The 21,952-nt window shown below is 41.9% G+C and carries 17 protein-coding genes and 1 other RNA gene; 2 read left to right on the forward strand and 16 right to left on the reverse strand.

What is annotated here, in order from left to right:
* Positions 1 to 67: 67 nt before the first annotated feature.
* The 9 genes from HKX40_RS04805 to pstS form a co-directional block, all read right to left on the reverse strand.
* Positions 68 to 622, reverse strand: a complete 555-nt coding sequence (locus HKX40_RS04805; RefSeq protein ID WP_171588423.1) for a hypothetical protein — start codon at positions 620 to 622, stop codon at positions 68 to 70.
* A gap of 409 nt (positions 623 to 1,031) precedes the next feature.
* A complete protein-coding gene (locus HKX40_RS04810; protein ID WP_171588424.1) occupies positions 1,032 to 1,589 on the reverse strand; it encodes a carboxypeptidase regulatory-like domain-containing protein in 558 nt (185 codons plus the stop codon).
* Between the two features lie 206 nt (positions 1,590 to 1,795).
* Positions 1,796 to 3,175, reverse strand: a complete 1,380-nt coding sequence (gene purB / locus HKX40_RS04815) for an adenylosuccinate lyase (protein WP_171588544.1) — start codon at positions 3,173 to 3,175, stop codon at positions 1,796 to 1,798.
* Between the two features lie 171 nt (positions 3,176 to 3,346).
* Positions 3,347 to 4,462, reverse strand: a complete 1,116-nt coding sequence (mnmA, locus tag HKX40_RS04820; RefSeq protein ID WP_171588425.1) for a tRNA 2-thiouridine(34) synthase MnmA — start codon at positions 4,460 to 4,462, stop codon at positions 3,347 to 3,349.
* A 64-nt stretch (positions 4,463 to 4,526) separates the two neighbouring features.
* Entirely contained in the window at positions 4,527 to 5,048 is a 522-nt protein-coding gene (locus HKX40_RS04825; protein WP_171588426.1) for a hypothetical protein, read from the reverse strand.
* A 730-nt stretch (positions 5,049 to 5,778) separates the two neighbouring features.
* Positions 5,779 to 6,555: a phosphate ABC transporter ATP-binding protein PstB gene (gene pstB, locus HKX40_RS04830; protein ID WP_171588427.1), complete on the reverse strand. Its 777-nt coding sequence runs from the start codon at positions 6,553 to 6,555 to the stop codon at positions 5,779 to 5,781.
* Positions 6,556 to 6,620: 65 nt separating this feature from the next.
* On the reverse strand, positions 6,621 to 7,409 hold the full coding sequence (gene pstA / locus HKX40_RS04835) for a phosphate ABC transporter permease PstA (protein WP_246233593.1): 789 nt from the start codon (positions 7,407 to 7,409) through the stop codon (positions 6,621 to 6,623).
* Positions 7,410 to 7,654: 245 nt separating this feature from the next.
* A complete protein-coding gene (gene pstC / locus HKX40_RS04840) occupies positions 7,655 to 8,608 on the reverse strand; it encodes a phosphate ABC transporter permease subunit PstC (protein WP_171588428.1) in 954 nt (317 codons plus the stop codon).
* 212 nt (positions 8,609 to 8,820) lie between these two features.
* Complete coding sequence (gene pstS, locus HKX40_RS04845; protein WP_171588429.1) at positions 8,821 to 9,864, reverse strand: phosphate ABC transporter substrate-binding protein PstS; 1,044 nt, start codon at positions 9,862 to 9,864, stop codon at positions 8,821 to 8,823.
* Between the two features lie 456 nt (positions 9,865 to 10,320).
* Here pstS and ruvB point away from each other — a divergent pair, with 456 nt between their 5' ends.
* Positions 10,321 to 11,367, forward strand: coding sequence for a Holliday junction branch migration DNA helicase RuvB (ruvB, locus tag HKX40_RS04850; protein ID WP_171588430.1), 1,047 nt, complete (start codon positions 10,321 to 10,323; stop codon positions 11,365 to 11,367).
* Positions 11,368 to 11,465: 98 nt separating this feature from the next.
* Here the strand turns inward: ruvB and HKX40_RS04855 are convergent, their stop codons facing one another.
* Complete coding sequence (locus tag HKX40_RS04855) at positions 11,466 to 13,259, reverse strand: aminopeptidase P family protein (protein WP_171588431.1); 1,794 nt, start codon at positions 13,257 to 13,259, stop codon at positions 11,466 to 11,468.
* A 136-nt stretch (positions 13,260 to 13,395) separates the two neighbouring features.
* Here HKX40_RS04855 and HKX40_RS04860 point away from each other — a divergent pair, with 136 nt between their 5' ends.
* A complete protein-coding gene (locus HKX40_RS04860; RefSeq protein ID WP_171588432.1) occupies positions 13,396 to 13,761 on the forward strand; it encodes a DUF423 domain-containing protein in 366 nt (121 codons plus the stop codon).
* Positions 13,762 to 13,897: 136 nt separating this feature from the next.
* Here HKX40_RS04860 and carB read toward each other — a convergent pair whose 3' ends face one another.
* The 6 genes from carB to ffs form a co-directional block, all read right to left on the reverse strand.
* Positions 13,898 to 17,128 (reverse strand): carbamoyl-phosphate synthase large subunit, encoded by a 3,231-nt coding sequence (gene carB, locus HKX40_RS04865; RefSeq protein ID WP_171588433.1) that lies wholly within the window; start codon positions 17,126 to 17,128, stop codon positions 13,898 to 13,900.
* Positions 17,129 to 17,134: 6 nt separating this feature from the next.
* On the reverse strand, positions 17,135 to 18,283 hold the full coding sequence (carA, locus tag HKX40_RS04870) for a glutamine-hydrolyzing carbamoyl-phosphate synthase small subunit (RefSeq protein ID WP_171588434.1): 1,149 nt from the start codon (positions 18,281 to 18,283) through the stop codon (positions 17,135 to 17,137).
* Between the two features lie 203 nt (positions 18,284 to 18,486).
* On the reverse strand, positions 18,487 to 19,092 hold the full coding sequence (recR, locus tag HKX40_RS04875) for a recombination mediator RecR (RefSeq protein WP_171588435.1): 606 nt from the start codon (positions 19,090 to 19,092) through the stop codon (positions 18,487 to 18,489).
* An 88-nt stretch (positions 19,093 to 19,180) separates the two neighbouring features.
* Positions 19,181 to 19,513 (reverse strand): YbaB/EbfC family nucleoid-associated protein, encoded by a 333-nt coding sequence (locus tag HKX40_RS04880; RefSeq protein WP_171588436.1) that lies wholly within the window; start codon positions 19,511 to 19,513, stop codon positions 19,181 to 19,183.
* A 246-nt stretch (positions 19,514 to 19,759) separates the two neighbouring features.
* Positions 19,760 to 21,826: a DNA polymerase III subunit gamma/tau gene (dnaX, locus tag HKX40_RS04885; protein WP_171588437.1), complete on the reverse strand. Its 2,067-nt coding sequence runs from the start codon at positions 21,824 to 21,826 to the stop codon at positions 19,760 to 19,762.
* Positions 21,827 to 21,849: 23 nt separating this feature from the next.
* Positions 21,850 to 21,947, reverse strand: an RNA gene (ffs, locus tag HKX40_RS04890) — signal recognition particle sRNA small type.
* Between the last annotated feature and the right edge of the window lie 5 nt (positions 21,948 to 21,952).

The following is a 21,952-nucleotide window of genomic DNA, read 5'->3' on the forward strand; positions in this document are numbered from 1 at the left end:
CCCCTATAAATCCTACTTGGACTTATAGGGGGAGGAAAGGAGATTTTAATTAAATGAAAAGAAAAAATTATTTCTTGCGAAGAAGCTCTGCCACATCACGCGCCTCATTTAAAGAACGCATAGGCAATAACAATACACCATCTTCAAGCTTGGCACCTGCATTATTCACCTTTGAGAAAACAGAGTCATTAAGGCTAGCTAGTACAGTGCCCACTTTGTTGTTAGAGAGTGCTTGATCTAGACGTTGGTTTGCAGCTTGACTTAAGCGCACGCCTAGTGCTGGTTCGCCAGCAACGGTTTTAGCTACAAAAACATTACGTATGTCCTCACGGTGAACGATAGGACCTGTTGTGTAATAAGTCACATCACCAGACTTCACCTCAACATTTTGCTTAATGACAGCGGTGCTTGCCTTTTTCTTACCCTTTTTCTTAGAGGTGAGTTTGAGATCGCCCTTCTGAGTAGAACCCACATAAAGATTAAAGGTATTAGCGTTAGCTGCCTTGCTCTTGTGAGGGACTACTACCACAGAATCAGGAGTAGATGGAGATGAACCAGTAAGAAAGCAACCAGACAAACCTGTAGCTAACAAAGAACCAATAAGAATACGAGAAATTTTCATAGTGAATAAAATGTCAATAAATGAAAATAAAGCAGAAGCGTCATGCAACAGATACTATGCCGCCTCCCCTTAATCGTAGTTTAGACTTTCTGATTAAATGCTCAGAAAATCCACACGATAACAATGCATTAGCAATTGTGCGATACTATAATGAATTTATTCAGAATAGTCATCAAAGAATTTCAATTTTCTTAGAAAATATTGCTAGAAGTGCTTGGCATTATATAATAAATGGCTATATAAAGTAAGTCTCTTTACCTTTTAAACAACAACTTAGAAGTAATAAAAGAATTCAGCACTATCAATAGGATAGAAACAGAACCTCATCTAAATTATCATTGCTATCTTAATCCCTAGATACTCTTCTTTATCTATAAAGGAGGTAGAAAAGTACGTTACTAGCTCACTATTAACGATAGTAACCTGGACAACGATCTTGTTGGTTTAAATCTATTGCTACGGCATCTCCCACCAGCTTAACCTTTTTAGCAAGGAGCCCTCCATATTCCACTGGTCCAGAAAATGGGGCAGTATCATGCCAATAAAGACGAGTAGAAAGGTAATACTCTCCAGGAGAAACATTTGGGAAGGCAAACTGTCCATAAGAGTTAGTTTTTACCATATCCATTGCATGTTCATACAATGGATCCACCTCTCCAATAAGCACCTTACCTTTGCGACAAACTTCATTAAACCATTGTGTACTCACGCTAGAGACTGGGTTTAATACAACATCAACATTATTACCAACACGCTCTTCATTAGTGTGAGAGTCACGCAAGTACACACGCCCAACCAAATGCACCTCACCGCTTGCTTTTTGAATATCCGAGGGATTAAACGCCACACGCTCCACCTGCGGACGCTTGCGATGGTCAATAGACTTGTATTTTAAATTAGTCACTGTGCCGCAAGCAGAAAGTATCGCACTAAGCAATACTGCACTTGTAAAGTATATTTTACGCATTTTATTCAACGCTTCAAAAAATCAACCAGTCCATTTAAATCTCATTAGTAAAGCCAGTCAACAACCCTTATTGAAAAACTAGCCCACTATTTATAGGCTGATTGGTTAAATAAAAATTAGTTCTATCCACCCTAAGTGAGCTCAGAGTAAAACCATTTTATATAGTAATAAGCGGTAGATTCCTATGTCTACCGCTCATCATGACATTATTTAAATGCCTTGGCTAATTTAGCTGCTTGTCCAATATAAGAACGAGGAGTCATCTTGAGTAAGCGTTGTTTAGGCTCTTTAGGTAAATCTAATTGAGTAATAAACTCACGCAACGCCTCCTCTGTAATACCACGACCACGAGTCAACGCTTTAAGTTGCTCATACGGTTGTGGTAAACCGTAACGACGCATCACAGTCTGGATAGGCTCTGCCAATACTTCCCAGCAAGCATCAATATCTGCATCAATTGCTGCAGCATTTAGCTCTAGTTTACCAAGACCTTTAAGATGAGAATCGTAAGCCACCAAGCAATAGCCTAATGCTACCCCAAGGTTACGCAATACAGTCGAGTCAGTAAGGTCTCGTTGCCAACGAGAGACTGGAAGTTTTTCCGATAAATGACGAAGCACTGCATTCGCTAAACCAATATTACCCTCTGAGTTTTCAAAATCAATAGGGTTCACTTTATGAGGCATTGTTGATGACCCCACTTCTCCCTCTTTGAGTTTTTGTTTGAAATAACCCAAAGAAATATAACCCCATACATCGCGATTAAAATCCAACAAAATCACGTTAGCACGTGCAATCGCATCAAACAGTGCGGACATCCAATCATGAGGCTCAATCTGAATAGTATATTCGTTTTGTTTAAGACCTAGGGATTTAAGTACTTTCTTACTAAATGCGGGCCAATTAATTTCTGGATAAGCACTAAGGTGGGCATTGTAATTACCTGTCGCACCATTAAGTTTGGCTAACGGTTCTACTTGCTCAATAGCAATAATTGCATTTTTAAGACGTGCGGCCACATTGGCGAACTCCTTGCCCATAGTACTTGGACTAGCAGGTTGACCATGCGTACGAGATAATAAAGGCTGATGAGCGAATTCTTTAGCATAAGCACTAATACGTGCAAGAATTTCTTTAAGGCGAGGTACGATGATATGGTCACGTACACGTGTCAACATCAAGGCATGAGACGTATTGTTAATATCTTCAGAAGTACATGCAAAATGAATAAACTCCGCTGCTTTAGCAAGCGTTTTATCTTTGGCGATTTTTTCCTTGAGGAAATACTCTACTGCTTTCACATCATGATTAGTAGTACGTTCAATTTCCTTAATGCGTTGTGCATCTTCTTCAGAGAACTGCTGTACAATTTTGGAAAGAAGCTGTTTTGATTTCACACCAAACTTACGTAGCTCAGGTAAACCAGCCTCAGAAAGAGCTACTAACCAAGCAATTTCCACCTCTACTCGATGCGCCATAAAACCAGCTTCTGAAAGATAAGGACGCAAATCATGACAGCGAGAAGCATAGCGACCATCCAGTGGTGACACAGCATTTAATACAGTAAGTTCTTTAGCAATTTTCATAGTCTTCATCAAAAAAATATCAATTAATAATCCACCACCTAGGTCTAGCCTAGATTCCTCACACGATGACTCTGTCATGTGTGCCCTTCATTGTGCAGCCAATTTAAACACCACTACACCTTTCTTATACAGTCCCAATAAGTCACTACTATTTTATGGACAAAACAAGGTCTAAACGGTAATAATACCTCCACCTAGACAGACATCACCATCATACAATACGGCTGATTGCCCTGGTGTAACTGCCCATTGGGCTTGCTCAAAATGCAATCTCAGGTGAGTAGTATTTGCTTCAACCAATTCACAAGCAGCATCTTGCTGGCGATAACGTGTCTTGGCAGCATAAGTACCTAATGCTGGTGCATAACCAGCAATCCAACTTGCATCATCGGCCACAAGCTCAGGTTTCAATAACCATGGGTGATTATGACCACTCACCACATAAAGAATATTATTTTGAATATCCTTACGAGCTACATACCAGGCATCAGCAGTACCATCCGCAGATTGGTACCCTTTGATACCTCCAATACCTAACCCCTTACGTTGACCCAAGGTATAAAATGCCAAACCCACATGCTGACCGATTTCCTTGCCCTCATCAGTAAGAATAGGCCCTGGTTTGGTAGGTAAATAACGGTTCAGGAATTCTCTAAAAGGGCGTTCTCCAATAAAACAAATTCCCGTAGAGTCTTTTTTACGTGCATTGGGCAATTTTAGTTTTTCAGCAAGTTGGCGAACCTCTGTCTTGCAAATTTCCCCCAAAGGGAAAATAGCTTTACTTAGTTGTGCTTGATTAAGCCGATGTAAAAAATAGCTTTGATCTTTAGCGGGATCTAATCCCTTGAGTAGCTGGTACTCAGTACGCCCTGCAATTTCTATCGAACGCACACGTGCATAGTGCCCAGTAGCAATATAATCTGCGCCCAAAGTCATTGCATGGTCAAGGAAAGCCTTAAACTTAATTTCTGCGTTACAAAGCACATCAGGATTAGGGGTACGGCCTGCCGAGTATTCACGTAAAAACTCGGCAAACACACGATCTTTGTACTCTGCAGCAAAGTTCACCGCTTCAATATCAATACCGATAACATCAGCAACACTTGCAGCATCAATCCAGTCTTGACGGGATGAACAATATTCCGAATCATCGTCATCTTCCCAGTTTTTCATAAACAGACCGACCACGTCATAACCCTGCTCTTTGAGGAGCCAAGCACTGACAGAGGAATCTACGCCACCTGATAAACCGATGACAACACGAGGTTTTTTAAGAGAAGTATTCATGAGCGGTATTGTAACGCATTTTCGTAAAATAACCTCGTTTAATGCTGTGTATCTTTGCTAAAAATTACTGTGTTTTTTGACCTACAATAGCTTCAGTAATGGCTTGTGCGGCTGCTTCGTCACGCACTTGGAAATAAAAACCATCATCCTTGCGGAATCCACGCAAAGAAGCGACTTGGCCACCTATTACTGTCACAAATCCTTGCCCTTTGGGAACTGATTTAAGTGCAGTGATACCATGCTCTTTGAGATTCAGACGGACATACACATTCTTTTGTGCATCCTGAACTGGCGCGCCAACAGAAGCAACGCTTGTACGTCTAAAGATTGGATGAGGGGAAACATAAATGGTATGTGTTTCATCCAAAGGTACTGGACGATAATTAGCTACTTTTTTTGCTGAAGCTGCAAAAACCTCTACCGTAGCAGCCTGTGTTGGTTGTGTAGTAGTGCTAGTTGCAGTACTAGCAACAGGTGATGAATTAGTACTAGCTGCTGTAGTATTTTTAGATGCTGAACCTGTGGTTTGGCAAGCAGCTAAAACAACAAAAAATGGAAGAACCATTAACGTTCGTGAAAATTTCATATTTATGCTCCACTAAAGAATCTTTGCCGATTATAGCAAACCTCCTTTCTTTGCCTATCAGTTCAGTATCAAAGAATTATTTCCTTGTCTTTCTATAGAAAAATTCCTTTGTGTTGACATTGATATTTTCCCCATTAGGGTTTGCCGTTTCCACAGGATGGTTATTTACTTTCTTGTTCTTGCCTGAGAATTATTTTTAACAATGCACTAATTTATCCAACAAAACGAATAGTTAGCTACTTATCCACACTATTATCCCCATTCTTTCCCAAAACTTTTCCAGCAAAGCCATCATAAGCATTTATCCAACAATTTTGTGGATAAGTTTGTGGGAAGGTATCGCACAAGAAAGAATAACTCCTAATCCTCTTTATTTTTCAATCAATTACGATTTTGATAAATGTGGCGAATTGGTTTTGCTCATTTTTTGAGCGCTTTCTTATAAGACGCTCTTTATCACCAAGATTTTGAATAGATAGCCTTCTCATTGCCTCTAAACATCGTTGCGTCGTGTTAGATAACTTTCATGATTATGTTACTTCTTACCCATAATCTATCAGTTAGCATACAAAGCCACCCATAAAAAAACTTATCCAACAATTTTGTGGATAAGTTTGTGGGAAGGTATCGCACAAGAAAGAATAACTCCTAATCCTCTTTATTTTTCAATCAATTACGATTTTGATAAATAGGACGGCTTGGTGCTGCTCACTTTTTAAGCAGGCAGTCACTAACCAAAACGACCCGTAATATAGTCCTGTGTCTCTTTCTTGGCAGGTTTAATAAACATCTGTTTAGTCTCACCAAATTCAACCAACTCCCCTAAATACATATAGGCAGTATAGTCAGAACAACGTGCTGCTTGTTGCATATTATGCGTTACGATTGCCACGGTATAATCGTGCTTTAACTCTGAAATCAACTCTTCAATTTTGACAGTAGAGATTGGATCTAAAGCAGAACAAGGTTCATCTAGGAGTAACACTTCTGGTTTTACCGCTACACCACGAGCGATACAAAGACGCTGTTGTTGACCACCTGATAAGCCATTACCATTTTGATTTAACTTATCCTTGACCTCATTCCATAAAGCAGCTTTGGTCAAGGCCCACTCTACTCGCTCATCCATTTCAGCCTTACTCAGTTTTTCGAATAAACGCACCCCAAATGCCACATTATCATAAATACTCATGGGGAAAGGTGTTGGTTTTTGGAACACCATCCCTACTTTAGCTCGCAATAAGGAGACATCCATCTTTGTGGTAAGTAGATTTTCCCCATCCATAAGGATTTCCCCCTCTGCTCGTTGCCCAGGGTATAACTCATACATACGATTAAAGGTCCGCAACAAGGTCGATTTACCACAACCAGAAGGACCGATAAAGGCAGTGACTTTATTGCGTGGAATACGCATATTCACATTTTTAATGGCGTGGAAACCACCATAGTAAAAGTCCAAATTGTTTACTTGAATTTTGGTATCTTCTAGTGCAATTAGTTCACTCATCTTAAAACCTTCTTTTCTAATCTTTGCCAGCAGGATTAATCGTTGATAAGGTATAACAACCCTGCCTACTTCTTAAACATATTCCTTGCCAATACATTAATGCCAAGAACAAACAATGTAATTAGCGTTGCCCCTGCCCATGCCAACTCGTTCCAATCCTTAAATGGACTTGCAGCATATTGGAAAATTACTACGGGTAAGTTAGCCATTGGTGCATTCATATTCCATGACATAAACTGATTTGATAAAGCGGTAAAGAGCAGTGGTGCTGTTTCCCCAAGAATACGAGCAATCGCCAATAACACACCGGTAATAATCCCTGCACGAGCAGATCGGTAGCAAATCATTGTAATCATGCGCCATTTAGGACAACCCAAAGCAACAGCTGCCTCGCGTAAACCATTGGGAATGAGTCCTAGCATATTATCAGTTGTGCGTACCACCACAGGGATAACCAACACAGCTAAAGCCAGAGAACCCGCCCAACCTGAATAGTGCCCCTGCTGTGCAACCACAAGAGCATAGATAAACAAACCAATCACAATAGAAGGTGCAGAAAGCAATACATCATTCAGAAAGCGTGTCATAGGGGCCAACCAACCTCGTTGGCCATACTCAGCCAAATAAGTCCCCGCAAGAATCCCAATCGGTGTGCCAATAGCAGTCCCCACTGCAGACATCAGCAATGAACCCAGAATCGCATTTTGCAAACCACCTGAAGCACCAGGTCCTGGTGTAATTTCAGTGAATAATGTCCATGATAAGGCACTCGCCCCTTTAGTGATGAGTGTCAAAATAATCCAAAACAGCCAAAACAGCCCAAACACAATAGTTACGATAGACAGCGACATCATGACTTTATTAAGTCCACTGCGACGACGATACACAGGATTGCCTGTGTGAATAGCTGAATTAGCAACGGCATTATGCCCTCCATCACTTGTCGATAAAGAGGTATTATTCGCTGCAAGTCCTGTCTTATCTACCATTGTTTTATCCACCAAAACACCTCTTGTAGAGGCATGTTGTTCTATAGTATGTAGAGAGTTTGTGTTTGCTGCTGTACTCTGATTATTTAAAGAGGTATCTTTGGTCATTTCTACGCCTTTTTCCCTTCTTTCTTATTCATACGGGCTACTAATAAACGTGATAACGCGAGTACCACAGTAGTAATGAGGAATAGAATTAATCCGAGTTCCATTAACGATGATTTTTGTAAGCCATCGGCCTCATTAAATTCATTTGCAATAGCAGAAGCAATTGAGTTCGCTGGATCAAAAATGCTACTTGGCAAGCGGAAAGCGTTACCAATCACAAAGGTCACTGCCATGGTTTCCCCTAAAGCACGCCCTAACCCCAGCATAATTCCACCAACAACACCGTTCTTGGTATAAGGTAATACCACTTTCCACATAACTTCCCATGTGGTAGAGCCTAAGCCATAGGCAGATTCTTTATACATAGGTGGCACCACCTCAAATACATCGCGCATCACGGAAGCGATAAAAGGTGTAATCATAATAGAGAGAATTAATCCTGCGGTAAATAAACCAACACCAAAAGGTGCTCCTTGAAATAGCTCACCAATTCCAGGAATACTCCCCAATACATCAATTAACCAAGGTTGGATATACTTCTGAAAAATAGGTACGAAGACAAACAACCCCCACATGCCATAAATAATGGAAGGCACGGCAGCCAACATCTCCACAGCAGTGCCTAATGGACGACGCATCCACATCGGGGCTAACTCAGTCAAAAACATGGCAATACCAAAAGATACAGGCACAGCAATCAACAAAGCAATCCCTGCTGTAATCACTGTACCTATAATAGGCACTACAGCTCCATAAATATCATTACCAGGATCCCAATCATTTGTGGTCAAAAATCCCCAACCAAACTCAGCAATCGTATCGCGACTACCGTAGACCAATGAGACTAAGATCCCCAGTAGCAAAATGAACACAAAAAAAGCAAAAAAGCGAGTCGTCCCTGCAAAAATTTTATCAGGCAAACCACTACGCTTAGGAGAAGATGTTGTCGTCGTCATAATACTTGAAAGTTAGCCAACAGGCTTATTAAAGATACTTCTTGTATCTTAATCTATCGCCACCCTAGATGTTTAACAATACCACAAACATCTTAAACACCATGCGATGGATTTAGATAATGGTGCATGAAACCTTATCCATGCACCAATCCCTTTTCTAATCTTAGAGAACCCAATAGGATTCTACTGATTAGAACAATCTGGCATCAATATTACCAGATAGCTTTACCGTCTGCTGTTTTTAACTCTTTAGACCAGGTAGCACGAATCGTATCTGTCACTTCTTTTGGAAGTGGTACATAGTCTAATTTAGTTGCCATATCAGCACCGTTTTTCCATGCCCAGTCAAAGAATTCCAAAGCTGTCTTCACTTCAGCTGGCTTTGCTACTTCTTTGTTAAGAAGGATAAAAGTTGCTGCAGTCACTGGCCAGCTATCATCACCTTTTTCATTAGTCAAGACAACTCCCATACCTGGAGTACCTTTCCAGTCAGCATTTGCGGCTGCAGCAGCAAATGATTTTTGCTCTGGTTGTACAAATTTTCCTGCTGCATTTTGTAGTGATGTCCATGCAAGATTATTTTGCTTAGCGTAGGCGTATTCCACATAGCCAATAGAATTAGCTAGCTGACCCACATAAGCAGCTACACCTTCGTTACCTTTACCACCTTGACCAACAGGCCATTTTACAGACTTACCTTCACCCACTTTTTCTTTCCACTCAGAAGATACTTTAGAAAGATAGTTTGTCCAGCCAAAAGTCGTACCAGAACCATCAGAACGGTGTACCACAATGATGTCTGCACCAGGCAATACAAGGTTCTCGTTTAATGCACGAATCTTGGCATCATTCCACTTAGTAATTTTGCCTAAAAAGATGTCAGCAAGTACTTCACCAGAAAGTTTTAGTTGACCTGGTTTAACTCCCGCTAAATTCACTACAGGTACAGTACCACCAATAACTGCTGGGAACTGCAATAATGCATTTTTATCTAGTTTCTCTTGATTTAATGGATCGTCAGAAGCACCAAAATCTACTGTTTTAGCAATAATTTGCTTTTGACCGCCACCAGAACCAATAGATTGATAATTGATTTTATTGCCTGTTGCTGTTGCAAACTCAGATGCCCATTTTGCATAAATAGGATATGGGAAAGATGCCCCAGCGCCTGTTACTGTCACAGCGGCTTGTACAGAGAATGAGGCTACGCCTAAAGCAACAGCCAATGAAACACGTTTAAAAGCTAGTTTTAACATAAGAGAATCCTCTTGGTTGAAAAGTTCGTACTAAATAAAAGATTGAAATACCGACTTTGTTCATTCTCGAATCAACTGTACATAGAACAAAGTCTCCTTATTTAGGACGAAATATTACAGAGGTTTTGTGACAGTAATATTTCACCAACAGCTTTTGACATAACGGCAACATGTATTCATAACGACAATAGGTATTATTTGTAGACTTTTATTCACCCATATACATTATTTCATTTACCACAACAATACTTTATCGCTCATTCCTACCAGAAGCATTAGTTCCATATTATTCAACATAGTGGGGATACGCTTTACTCTTTATTTGTAGCCAATGTTAAAAATACAGCTAATCTAAAACCAAGGGTGATGACTTGTTTGTTATTCCTTACTATGTAAAATCACACTTGCAATCTAAAACTGTATAATAATCCAGTTATTCTTTGCACAACTGTGATTATGCCTATTGTCCCTGATAACCTCTCCGCCCCTCGTGGCATCATCAGCCCAGAGCTTACCCATTCTAAAGAAGAATCGCTCGAGAGAGCTTTGCGTCCCAAAGTACTACGCGACTATACGGGTCAGGAGAAAGTATGCACTCAACTAGAAATCTTTATCAAAGCTGCTCGTAAACGTGGGGAACCTCTTGACCATGTGTTGTTATTTGGTCCTCCAGGGCTGGGAAAAACCACGCTCGCCCATATTATCGCCAACGAGATGGGATCACAGATGCGTCAGACTTCAGGACCTGTCCTAGAAAAACCAGGTGATCTTGCCTCTATCCTTACCAATTTACAGCCCAATGATGTGCTGTTTATTGATGAAATTCACCGTCTCTCACCCGTGGTAGAAGAGATTCTCTACCCTGCTTTAGAGGATTTTCAAATTGATATTATGATTGGTGAGGGACCTGCTGCACGTAGCATTAAAATTGATTTACAACCATTTACGCTGGTAGGAGCAACCACTCGTGCAGGGATGCTGACAAACCCTCTGCGCGATCGTTTCGGCATCACTGCCCGCTTAGAGTTCTATAGCACTGAAGACCTAGCCAAGATTATTACTCGTAGTGCCAGATTACTCAACTGTACTATTACTCCTGAAGGAGCTCTTGAGATTGCTCGTCGTTCACGAGGTACCCCACGTATCGCCAACCGCCTGTTACGCCGTGTACGTGACTATGCTGATGTACGTTTTGATGGCATTATCTCCGACCGCTGTGCCAGTGAAGCACTCAGTATGCTAGAAGTTGATCCACATGGTTTGGATTTAATGGATCGTAAACTACTAGAGACTATTATTCACAAGTTTGATGGTGGTCCTGTCGGAGTAGATAACCTTGCCGCAGCTATTGGTGAAGAAAGCGATACCATTGAGGAAGTGATTGAGCCCTATCTTATCCAACATGGTTTTATTCAACGCACTCCTCGTGGTCGTATTGCCACACCTAACGCATGGGAGCATTTTGGACTCAAAGTTCCGCATAAAACACAGGAGCTTTTCTAAATATCATCGCAACCTTTCATCACTTGAAAGGCAATAATAAAGGGCAGCATGATACACCTTATTTACTGCCCTTTCAAATGATGAATCTATTATAGTGGCTAGATGGGTTGTGTTCTACGCTCTAACCACTCCAGTGCATCCCCACTTACATAAGGATGCAAGCGTGCCAATACCTCTGCATGGTAAGCATTCAACCATTGACGCTCCTCATTGGAAAGTAACGCAACAGTAATACAACGCGTATCAATAGGACAAAGTGTCAACGTTTCAAAGCGTAAGGCATCCACAAACTCTGTCTTATGAGCAGGGACGGCCGCTACCAAGTTTTCAATCCGCACTCCCCATTTACCTGGACGATAAACGCCTGGCTCATTAGAAGTAATCATCCCCTCCTTCATCGCTGTATGAGGGAATTGATAGGCACGGTGAGAAATGACTTGAGGACCCTCATGGACATTTAAGAAATACCCCACCCCATGTCCTGTGCCATGACCATAATCTAAACCATTTTGCCACAAGGGGGTACGTGCCAAGGTATCGAGTAAAGCTGATGGATAATCACGAGGAAATACTGCCAGAGAAAGCTGAATCATTCCTTTAAGTACCACGGTGTAGTCAAATTTTTGTTCAATACTCGGGGTTCCAATAGGCACTACACGAGTAATATCAGTCGTACCGTTTAAGTACTGCCCACCAGAGTCAATTAATAATAGACCATCCCCTTTGATATAAGAAAAGGACTCTGGTGTTGCACGATAATGCGGCATCGCACCGTTGGCATTAAAACCAGCAATCGTAGCAAAACTTGGACTCACATAATGTGGTTGACGTGCACGGGCTGCACAGATTTTCTCATCAATCGTCAGTTCACTAATATTCTCTCCACTTTCCTGTGCCTTTTCCAACCAGGCAAAAAACTCACAAAGTGCGGCCCCATCTTGCTCCATTGCAGTACGCACATTAGCTAGGTCGGCTGCTGTTTTCTGAGATTTTAATAAACGCGAAGGATTAACTTGTTCAATCACTTTTTCACAAGCTGATTGACTTAATGCTAAAGTCATCCTATCGGGATCAATTAACATGGTTGTATCTGCCGGCAAGGAAGTTAATACATCAGCAACTGTATCATAATCAGCAATTTCCACACCATCAGCCGCCAATGTCCCGGCTAATGCCATATCTATCTTATTTTGATGTACAAACAGCACTGCACGCTCAGCAGACAGTAATAAATGACCTAAAAAAACAGGATTGTAATCGACATCAGCACCACGTAGATTTAATATCCATGCAATATCATCTAATGAAGAAATAAAGTGCCAATCAGCTCCTACGACTCGCATGCTATCACGCACCATCACCAATTTCTCAATGCGTGTTTGGCTAATGAATGGGGCTTTATGCTCATAAATCGCAGCACATGGTAAGGCCGGACGGTCCTTCCACAAACCAGCCACTAAATCCGTCTGTGTATAGAACTGCACCTGTAAATTAGCAAGAACTTGTGTCATATGTCGATATTGTTTTAATGCCATCATGCTGCTATTAAAACCAACAACAGACTGAGATGATAAATGTGTCGCAAGCCAAGTATCCACAGTAGGCACATCAGGTTCACCTACTTTCATTAATACAATATCCGTATTTGCTAACTGTACTGTCGCTTGTTCCCAATAGCGGCTATCTACCCATAAACCAGCAAAATCTGCTGTCACTACAACAGTTCCAACAGAACCAGTAAACCCACTTAACCATACGCGTTGTTGCCAATACTCTGGTAAATATTCAGACAAATGTGGATCAGCAGAAGGCACAATCCACGCACTAATCTGATGCTCACGCATTGATTGACGCAACTGTGATAAGCGAGTGTTAGTAACAGTTCCTGACATGACACAATTTCCTTACATGTATAAAACGCTTATTATAAACCGCTTATCATGGATAAAAAAACTCTCCCTTGATAATACCTTTATAGAGAATACAAATAGCGATACAATGCGAATAAATTCTTTTTGAAGGAATGTCATGTTACGCTTTTCTCTTATTTTTACTGCCTTATCAGGCTTTCTTGCTGTTGCTCTTGGTGCATTTGGTGCCCATGCTTTGAGAGGTACTCTTACTCCAGAACTATTAGCTGTATGGCACACAGGAGTGCTTTATCAGTTTTTTCACACCTTGGCGTTATTAGGAACAGTTTGTTTATCTCAATGGTTACATCCACAGTGGCAAAGACGCAGCATGGTATTCTTTATGTTGGGGATTGTCTTGTTCTCAGGCAGTCTTTATGCCCTAGTACTAGTTGGCTTGGGTAAGCTTGGTATCATTACACCAATCGGCGGTTTGTGCTTTTTGCTAGGTTGGTTATGTTTGGGGATTGGAATAAAGAAGTAGTACTTCTTCACTAATATGACACTCAAAAACCTAATCAGATAAAAAGATAAGTCAGACTGGTCTATTCTCTCACATCACCCAGGAGGCTAAAGTAGCCTCTTGGGTGTAGAGAGTAATTAACAATGCAGGGGAACTCCTACTTATTATGCATCTCTTGGAGAGGATAAACCTTAATCCCTTGAGATTCACGCAGATACTGCATACCTTCCACTGCTGCACGAGCACCTGCAATCGTCGTATAGAAAGTCACGCGGGCAGCTAATGCATGAGTACGAATTGCACGAGAGTCATTAATCGCATTACGACGCTCTTCAACGGTATTAATCACTAAGTTGATTTCGCCATTTTTCAACATATCCACGATATGTGGGCGACCCTCAGTAACTTTATTCACGATTTGAACAGGAATACCTGCCTCAGATAAAGTTGCAGCAGTACCGCGTGTTGCGGCAATCTTAAAGCCTAGCTTCACTAAACCCTGAGCCACCGGAATCGCTTTGTGTTTATCTTGTGCTTTAACACTAATAAATACTAAACCCGATTCAGGTAGAGTCACTCCTGCCGCAATTTGTGATTTGACAAATGCTTCACCAAATGTCTCACCAATTCCCATCACTTCACCTGTTGACTTCATCTCTGGGCCAAGGATGGTATCTACACCAGGGAACTTCACAAATGGGAATACAGCCTCTTTTACGCAGTAGTAGCGAGGAGAGATTTCCTTGGTGATACCCTGCTCAGCTAAAGACTTACCTGCCATTACACGAGCAGAAATCTTGGCTAATTGCAAACCTGTTGCTTTGGAGACATAAGGCACAGTACGAGATGCACGTGGGTTAACTTCTAGTACAAACACTTTATCTTGTTGTACGGCAAACTGTACGTTCATCAAGCCTTTCACATTCAATGCCTTAGCCATCACACGAGTTTGACGTTTGATTTCTTCAACAATCGCTGGTGATAAAGAGTAAGGAGGTAAACTGCAAGCCGAGTCACCAGAGTGAACACCTGCTTGTTCTATATGCTCCATCACACCGCCAATAAAGACGGTTTCTCCATCAGAGATACAATCTACATCAATCTCTGTTGCATCATTTAAGAAGCGATCTAGCAGCACAGGAGAATCGTTGCTCACCTTAACCGCTTCACGCATATAACGCTCTAAATCGGCTTGTTCATGAACAATTTCCATAGCACGTCCACCCAATACATAAGATGGGCGTACTACGAGTGGATAGCCAATATCCTCGGCATGAGCAATCGCCTCTGCCTCCGTGCGAGCTGTACGATTAGGTGGTTGTTGTAAACCAAGTTTTTGGAGCAGTTTTTGGAAACGCTCACGGTCTTCGGCAATATCAATAGACTCTGGACTTGTACCAATGATAGGTACTCCATTAGCTTCTAGTGCACGAGCCAATTTAAGCGGTGTTTGACCACCATATTGCACAATCATGCCGATAGGTTTCTCTACATTCACGATTTCAAGCACATCTTCTAATGTGAGTGGCTCAAAATATAGACGGTCAGAGGTATCGTAGTCAGTAGAAACAGTCTCTGGGTTGCAATTCACCATGATAGTTTCATAACCGTCCTCGCGCAATGCCATGGCAGCATGCACACAACAATAGTCAAACTCAATACCTTGGCCAATTCGGTTAGGGCCGCCACCAAGAACAATGATTTTCTTTTTGTCTGTCGGTTGTGCTTCACATTCTTCTTCGTAAGTGGAGTACATATAAGCAGTGTTAGTTGCAAACTCTGCTGCACAAGTATCCACACGCTTATACACAGGACGAATACCATATTGGTGACGTGTCTTGCGTACTTCCGTCTCTGAAGTGTCTAGCAAGTATGCCAAGCGTCGATCAGAGAAACCAGCACGTTTTATTTCACGTAATGTATCAGCATCTAAATCAGCTAGCGTTTTCTGCTCTAATGCCAATTCGATGTCCACGATTTCTTTGATTTGTTGTAAGAACCAAGGGTCAATCTTCGTGAGCTGATGTACTTCCTCAAGTGTGAAACCTTTGTCAAATGCATCACCCACATACCAGATACGTTCTGGGCCAGGCTCAGCTAACTCCACCTGCAATGTTTCACGGTCAATGGTCTTCTGATTCAAACCATCCACACCGACTTCCAAACCACGTAATGCTTTTTGGAAAGACTCTTTAAAGGTACGACCAATTGCCATTACCTCACCTACCGATTTCATTTGAGTGGTCAAACGAGAATCGGCTTGTGGGAATTTTTCAAAAGCAAAACGAGGCACCTTGGTCACCACGTAGTCGATGGTTGGCTCAAAAGAGGCTGGTGTTGCACCACCGGTGATTTCATTTTTCAATTCATCAAGCGTGTAACCTACCGCAAGACGAGCAGCCACCTTGGCGATAGGGAAACCAGTCGCTTTAGAGGCTAAGGCAGATGAGCGTGACACACGAGGGTTCATCTCAATCACAATCATACGACCATTAGCCGGATTGACAGCAAACTGTACGTTAGAACCGCCTGTGTCCACACCAATCTCACGCAATACAGCGATAGAAGCGTCACGCATGATTTGGTATTCTTTATCGGTCAATGTTTGTGCTGGTGCTACGGTGATAGAGTCACCTGTGTGTACACCCATAGGGTCTAAGTTTTCAATAGAACATACGATAATGCAGTTATCCGCCTTATCACGTACGACTTCCATCTCAAACTCTTTCCACCCCAACATAGACTCTTCAATCAAGAGCTCACTGGTAGGAGAGGCTTCTAAACCACGACGGCAGATAGTCTCAAACTCTTCTGGGTTATACGCAATACCACCACCTGAACCACCTAGGGTAAAGCTAGGACGAATCACTACAGGGAACCCAGAAGTGCCAATTTCACTAGCAATGCGTTGTTGAACTTCCCACGCTTCTTCCATAGAGTGTGCTACGCCAGATTTGGCAGACTCCAGTCCAATGGAAGTCATAGCTTCTTTAAACTTCAAACGATCTTCTGCTTTTTCAATGGCTTTTTCATTGGCCCCAATAAGCTCTACCTTATGTTTAGCTAATACACCATGACGCGCTAAATCTAATGCACAGTTGAGTGCTGTTTGCCCCCCCATTGTAGGGAGTAACGCATCAGGCTGTTCAGCCTCAATAATTTTTTCCAATGCTTGCCATGTAATCGGCTCAATATAAGTCACATCTGCTGTGTCAGGGTCTGTCATAATGGTCGCAGGATTGCTATTGACCAAAATAGTTCGATACCCCTCTGCTTTGAGTGCTTTACATGCTTGAGCACCAGAATAGTCAAACTCACACGCCTGACCAATCACAATAGGTCCAGCGCCAATAATCAAAATACTTTTTATGTCGGTACGTTTAGGCATAGTTCCCTACTTCGCCATAAGGCTAATAAATTTGTCAAACAGTTCGATAATATCGTGAGGGCCAGGACTAGCTTCTGGGTGTCCTTGGAAGCAGAATGCTGGACGATCCGTCAATTCAAACCCTTGTAATGTGCCATCAAATAAAGAAATATGCGTCATACGTGCATTGCTAGGCAAAGTATCAGCATCTACCGCAAAACCATGGTTTTGACTAGTGATATATACACGACCAGTGGTTAAATCTTTAACTGGGTGGTTAGCACCATGATGACCTGTTTTCATCTTCACTGTCTTAGCGCCTAATGCTAGACCCATAATTTGATGACCTAAACAGATACCAAAAAGCGGAATTTTCTTATCAAGAATTTGTTTGGCTGTCTCAATAGCGTATTCTACAGCTTGTGGGTCTCCTGGACCATTGGCGAGGAAAACACCATCTGGGTTCAAGGCTAATACTTGTTCTGCTGGTGTTTGTGATGGTACTAAAGTCACACGACAACCTCTATCAGCCAATAAACGTAGAATATTAGATTTCACACCGAAATCATACGCTACAACATGGTATTTATCCTGTGCTGGCTTGGTGTAGCCTGTACCTAATTGCCAGGTGCCTTGAGTCCATTCTTGTTCTGCTTTCACACTAACTTGAGTAGCTAAATCCTGTCCCACCATACCAGGGTATGAACGAGCTAATTCAAGAGCTTTCTGTTCATCATCTCCCACTAGGATACATGCACCCTGTGCACCACCTTCACGAAGGATACGTGTCAATTTACGAGTATCAATTTCCGCAATCGCTACAATACCGTGGTCACGTAGGTAATCAGGCAAAGATTGAGTAGCACGGAAATTAGATAACAAAGTTGGGCAGTTACGAATCACCAAACCTGCTGCATGGATATGAGAAGACTCCACATCTTCTGGGTTAACACCAGTATTACCAATATGTGGATAAGTGAGAGTAACGATTTGTTGGGTGTAACTTGGATCAGTAAGAATCTCTTGATAACCCGTCATGGAAGTATTAAAAACGATTTCAGCAACAGTATGACCAGAAGCACCGATAGATAGACCTTTAAAAATCGTACCATCGGCAAGGGCCAAAATTGCTGTAGGAAAGTTCTGATTTCCCTTAAGTAAAGATGACAGCGCCATAAAACCCCAGATAGTTAAAATTCAGTAAGTAAACTTTCTGATTATACCCTTTTATCTGTTTTTATACTGGAAAACCCGAGGTTTTAAGGAAAATAATTACCATCTTTATGATGGCTTAACTGCTATTTTTTAAGAGTGATGGCGACGCATTGGAGAACACCAAACAAACCATTTAATCTATTATTTAAAGAAATTTAAATAAATTAATCACTTCTACGTTCAGTTAATGCCCAAGCAATAGTACCAGCATCTACATATTCTAGTTCACTACCGCTAGGTACCCCTCTAGCAATACGTGATACCTTTATGCCTTGTTCGCGTAAAACATTACCGAGATAATGTGCGGTGGTTTCTCCCTCTGCTGTAAAGTTATTCGCTAAGATAACCTCCTGCACAGGATAATCAAACACTCGTTTAAGTAGACGTTCAAACCCCAAGGTATCTCCTCCCACCCCCTCTAGAGGAGAAAGTTTGCCCATTAATACATAATAAAGTCCATGATAGCTGTGACTTGCCTCAATCATATTTAAATCGGCTGCCGTCTCTACCACGCAAAGCAAAGAATGATCACGACGAGGACTAGAACAAATGGCACAGACATCCTCTTTAGTAAAAGAGTTGCACATCTTGCAATGTTTTAAATCAGTCAATGCACTGTCAATTGCCTGACTAATGCGTTGTGCTGATTCACGATCGTATTGCAATAAGTGATAAGCCATACGCCGAGCAGTACGCTTACCCACACCAGGCAACTTAGTTAGTGCCTCAATCAACTCATGTAATGGCTCTGGTTCTGGAAGTATACTCATGACGTGATACCCGCTGTTATTTACCTAAAAATGAGCCCTAATCATTAACTCATTAAATCAGAGCTCTTTTTTGTGTCAATACAGGTACTTAGAATGGAAACTTAAATCCGCCAGGTAATGGCATCCCAGCCGTTACAGCAGACATCTTCTCTTGAGTAGTGCTATCTACTTTACGTAAAGCATCGTTGACCGCTGCAGCAATTAAATCCTCAAGAAACTCTTTCTCTTCAGCATCAGCTAATAATGAAGAATCAATAGTAATGCGTTTTACATCATGACGGCAAGTCATTGATACTTTTACAAGACCACCCCCAGCAGCCCCCTCTACCACGATTTCACCCAAAGACTCTTGGGCTTTTTTCATGTTTTCTTGCATTTGTTGTGCTTGCTTCATTAGCCCTGCAAGTTGATTTTTCATCATAATAAAAAATTCCTTTTAAAAGCAAAAAGATAATCTTATCAATATAAAACAGCTAAAGTTACTATGACATTTCTGCATTATCTCATCGAAAACATTTTGATGATTTTTATCAGAAACAGCATCACTATTTATATTTTTCTAGGTGGTTATTATATACATATTATACGTAGATAATCATTGATACTATGGTGAAAGCCACAGACAAGACCCAACCACAAGAATTGCTTATCTTGCTTTAAACCACATTTAACCCTGATAAGGTCGAATAGAGTCTGGCACCACTACTGCCTGAAAATCGCGTTGCAAAGCCTGCACTAGCGGACTAGCTTGTACTGCCTGCTCTGCTTGGTGCTGCCGTCTTTGTTGCTCTGCCTGTTCCATCACAAAAGCCGTATGATCTGTCGCACCGAACTCAACTTGTAACTTCACAATCACCTTAAAGTATTCAGTTAATAAGGTTGCTAACTTTGCTTTGGCACTTGAGTTATCAGGAATACGAATTAATAATCGCAACGTGATGGTATTATCGTGAACACCCACCCATTCTGTATGTTTTGCCAGCTCCCCTACCATTCCTGTTAGGTGAAAAGATTGCATTAACTGAATCCACTTTTCTGCATCCATCTCAGCCAATGTATAAGTCTGCTTGCCTTGTTGTGGTACCCATGAAGGATCTGTATCAACCATCTGATTGATGTCATCATCACTCATCGAAGCAGGAAGGAAAGCAATATCTTCATCTGTAGGTGGAGGAATATCATCAAAAGCCGGGACATGTAAATCGGTAGATACTGAAGTGGGTGCATTAGTCAGCACAGCAACAGTCGCATCAGCTGGTGCAGCCCCAGAAGTATCCGCTGGTGCAGGTACAGAGGCATCCGCTGGTGCAGCCATAGAGGCATCAGCTGGTGCAGCCATAGAGGCATCAATCGGTGTAGTTACAGGTGCACTAGTCAACCCTTGATTATGCCTGGTAGCTTCCCCCGAGTTAGACTTATCTGCTGGGGAAGCTACTTCTTCCCAGGCAGGCACAAAATCATCTACTGATTTCAGTGTTTTTTTTTGAGTATCTGCCACTACTGTCGTAGCTGAATTCACTGTGTTAGACACAGCCTCTACAGGCTGATTTGGCATAGCACTTGCCATCTGACCTGGTGCAACACTTGATGTTGACACATCATGCCCCGTTTGAGGGCTTGCCAAGCCCCCACTCATCATCTGTGCAGGAGAGACAAGTGACAGCATACGTAAACCAGCCATAATGAAACCAGTATACTCATCAGGAGAAAGCGCTAACTCTGCACGACTATGAATAGCAATACTATAAAACAGTTGCAATACATCAGGATGGATTGACTGTGCAAGCTGCACAACATCCTCGTGAGCAACATCTTCAGCACCAATAGTTCCTGGGATGCGTTGCTCTATCGCAATTTTAGAGAGTAATGAAGCCAAATCCTCTAGGGCACGCGAGAATGAAAATCCTCTTGTTGTTAATTCTGAAGCAACTTCCATCAATCCTTGTGCACTGCCAGCAAGCAACTGTTGTAAGAAACGCACTAAATAACGTTGGTCAATGGTACCCAACATATCACGCGTAGCATCCGCCGTGATATTCCCCCCAGAATAAGCAATCGCCTGATCTGTCAATGATAGGGCATCTCGCATAGAACCAGCAGCAGCTTGCGCCAATAAACGCAAACCTTCTTTATCAAACTGCACAGACTCCTGCGTCAAAATATTTTGTAAATGCCCTACGATTGCCTCTGGAGTCATCTGTTTAAGATTAAATTGTAGACAACGTGACAATACTGTCACTGGGATTTTCTGAGGGTCTGTTGTTGCAAGAATAAACTTCACATGAGGAGGAGGTTCTTCAAGGGTCTTAAGCATGGCGTTAAACGCATGCCCCGTGAGCATATGAACCTCGTCAATGGTGTAAATCTTAAAACGACCTACTGAAGGGGCATAAATCGCTTGCTCTAATAACTGTGTCATCTCTTCGACACGACGATTAGAGGCTGCATCAAACTCCAAATAATCAACGAATCGCCCTTGGTCAATCTCCGTACACGCTTGACATACTCCACACGGATGCGGACTAATACCTTGTTCGCAATTTAATGATTTAGCCAGAATACGTGCCAACGTCGTTTTACCAACACCACGGGTTCCAGTAAATAACCATGCATGATGAAGACGTTGGGTACTCAGTGCATTAGACAGTGCCTTAACAACGTGGTCTTGTCCCACGAGAGTCTCAAAGGTACGAGGACGCCATTTGCGTGCGAGAACGAGATAATTATCAGACATGTCAATCCACTTAAGTAGAAATAAAAAGTGAGCCTTACTTCGGCACTAGATCTGCACAGCTATGGCTGCTTCGTTCCCGACCTGACCAGATTCACTGCCGACCCATGCGAAGGGGCCCACCGCCAA

The sequence above is a fragment of the Pelistega europaea genome (genome assembly GCF_013133775.1).
GTDB classification, from domain to species: Bacteria; Pseudomonadota; Gammaproteobacteria; order Burkholderiales; family Burkholderiaceae_B; genus Taylorella; species Taylorella europaea.

Excerpts from the sequence above, each read along its gene's own strand:
- HKX40_RS04805 (WP_171588423.1), bottom strand. The coding sequence starts at position 622 with ATGAAAATTTCTCGTATTCTTATTGGTTCTTTGTTAGCTACAGGTTTG.
- HKX40_RS04810 (WP_171588424.1), bottom strand. The coding sequence starts at position 1,589 with ATGCGTAAAATATACTTTACAAGTGCAGTATTGCTTAGTGCGATACTT.
- purB (WP_171588544.1), bottom strand. The coding sequence starts at position 3,175 with ATGAAAATTGCTAAAGAACTTACTGTATTAAATGCTGTGTCACCACTG.
- mnmA (WP_171588425.1), bottom strand. The coding sequence starts at position 4,462 with ATGAATACTTCTCTTAAAAAACCTCGTGTTGTCATCGGTTTATCAGGT.
- HKX40_RS04825 (WP_171588426.1), bottom strand. The coding sequence starts at position 5,048 with ATGAAATTTTCACGAACGTTAATGGTTCTTCCATTTTTTGTTGTTTTA.
- pstB (WP_171588427.1), bottom strand. The coding sequence starts at position 6,555 with ATGAGTGAACTAATTGCACTAGAAGATACCAAAATTCAAGTAAACAAT.
- pstA (WP_246233593.1), bottom strand. The coding sequence starts at position 7,409 with ATGATGTCGCTGTCTATCGTAACTATTGTGTTTGGGCTGTTTTGGCTG.
- pstC (WP_171588428.1), bottom strand. The coding sequence starts at position 8,608 with ATGACGACGACAACATCTTCTCCTAAGCGTAGTGGTTTGCCTGATAAA.
- pstS (WP_171588429.1), bottom strand. The coding sequence starts at position 9,864 with ATGTTAAAACTAGCTTTTAAACGTGTTTCATTGGCTGTTGCTTTAGGC.
- ruvB (WP_171588430.1), top strand. The coding sequence starts at position 10,321 with ATGCCTATTGTCCCTGATAACCTCTCCGCCCCTCGTGGCATCATCAGC.
- HKX40_RS04855 (WP_171588431.1), bottom strand. The coding sequence starts at position 13,259 with ATGTCAGGAACTGTTACTAACACTCGCTTATCACAGTTGCGTCAATCA.
- HKX40_RS04860 (WP_171588432.1), top strand. The coding sequence starts at position 13,396 with ATGTTACGCTTTTCTCTTATTTTTACTGCCTTATCAGGCTTTCTTGCT.
- carB (WP_171588433.1), bottom strand. The coding sequence starts at position 17,128 with ATGCCTAAACGTACCGACATAAAAAGTATTTTGATTATTGGCGCTGGA.
- carA (WP_171588434.1), bottom strand. The coding sequence starts at position 18,283 with ATGGCGCTGTCATCTTTACTTAAGGGAAATCAGAACTTTCCTACAGCA.
- recR (WP_171588435.1), bottom strand. The coding sequence starts at position 19,092 with ATGAGTATACTTCCAGAACCAGAGCCATTACATGAGTTGATTGAGGCA.
- HKX40_RS04880 (WP_171588436.1), bottom strand. The coding sequence starts at position 19,513 with ATGATGAAAAATCAACTTGCAGGGCTAATGAAGCAAGCACAACAAATG.
- dnaX (WP_171588437.1), bottom strand. The coding sequence starts at position 21,826 with ATGTCTGATAATTATCTCGTTCTCGCACGCAAATGGCGTCCTCGTACC.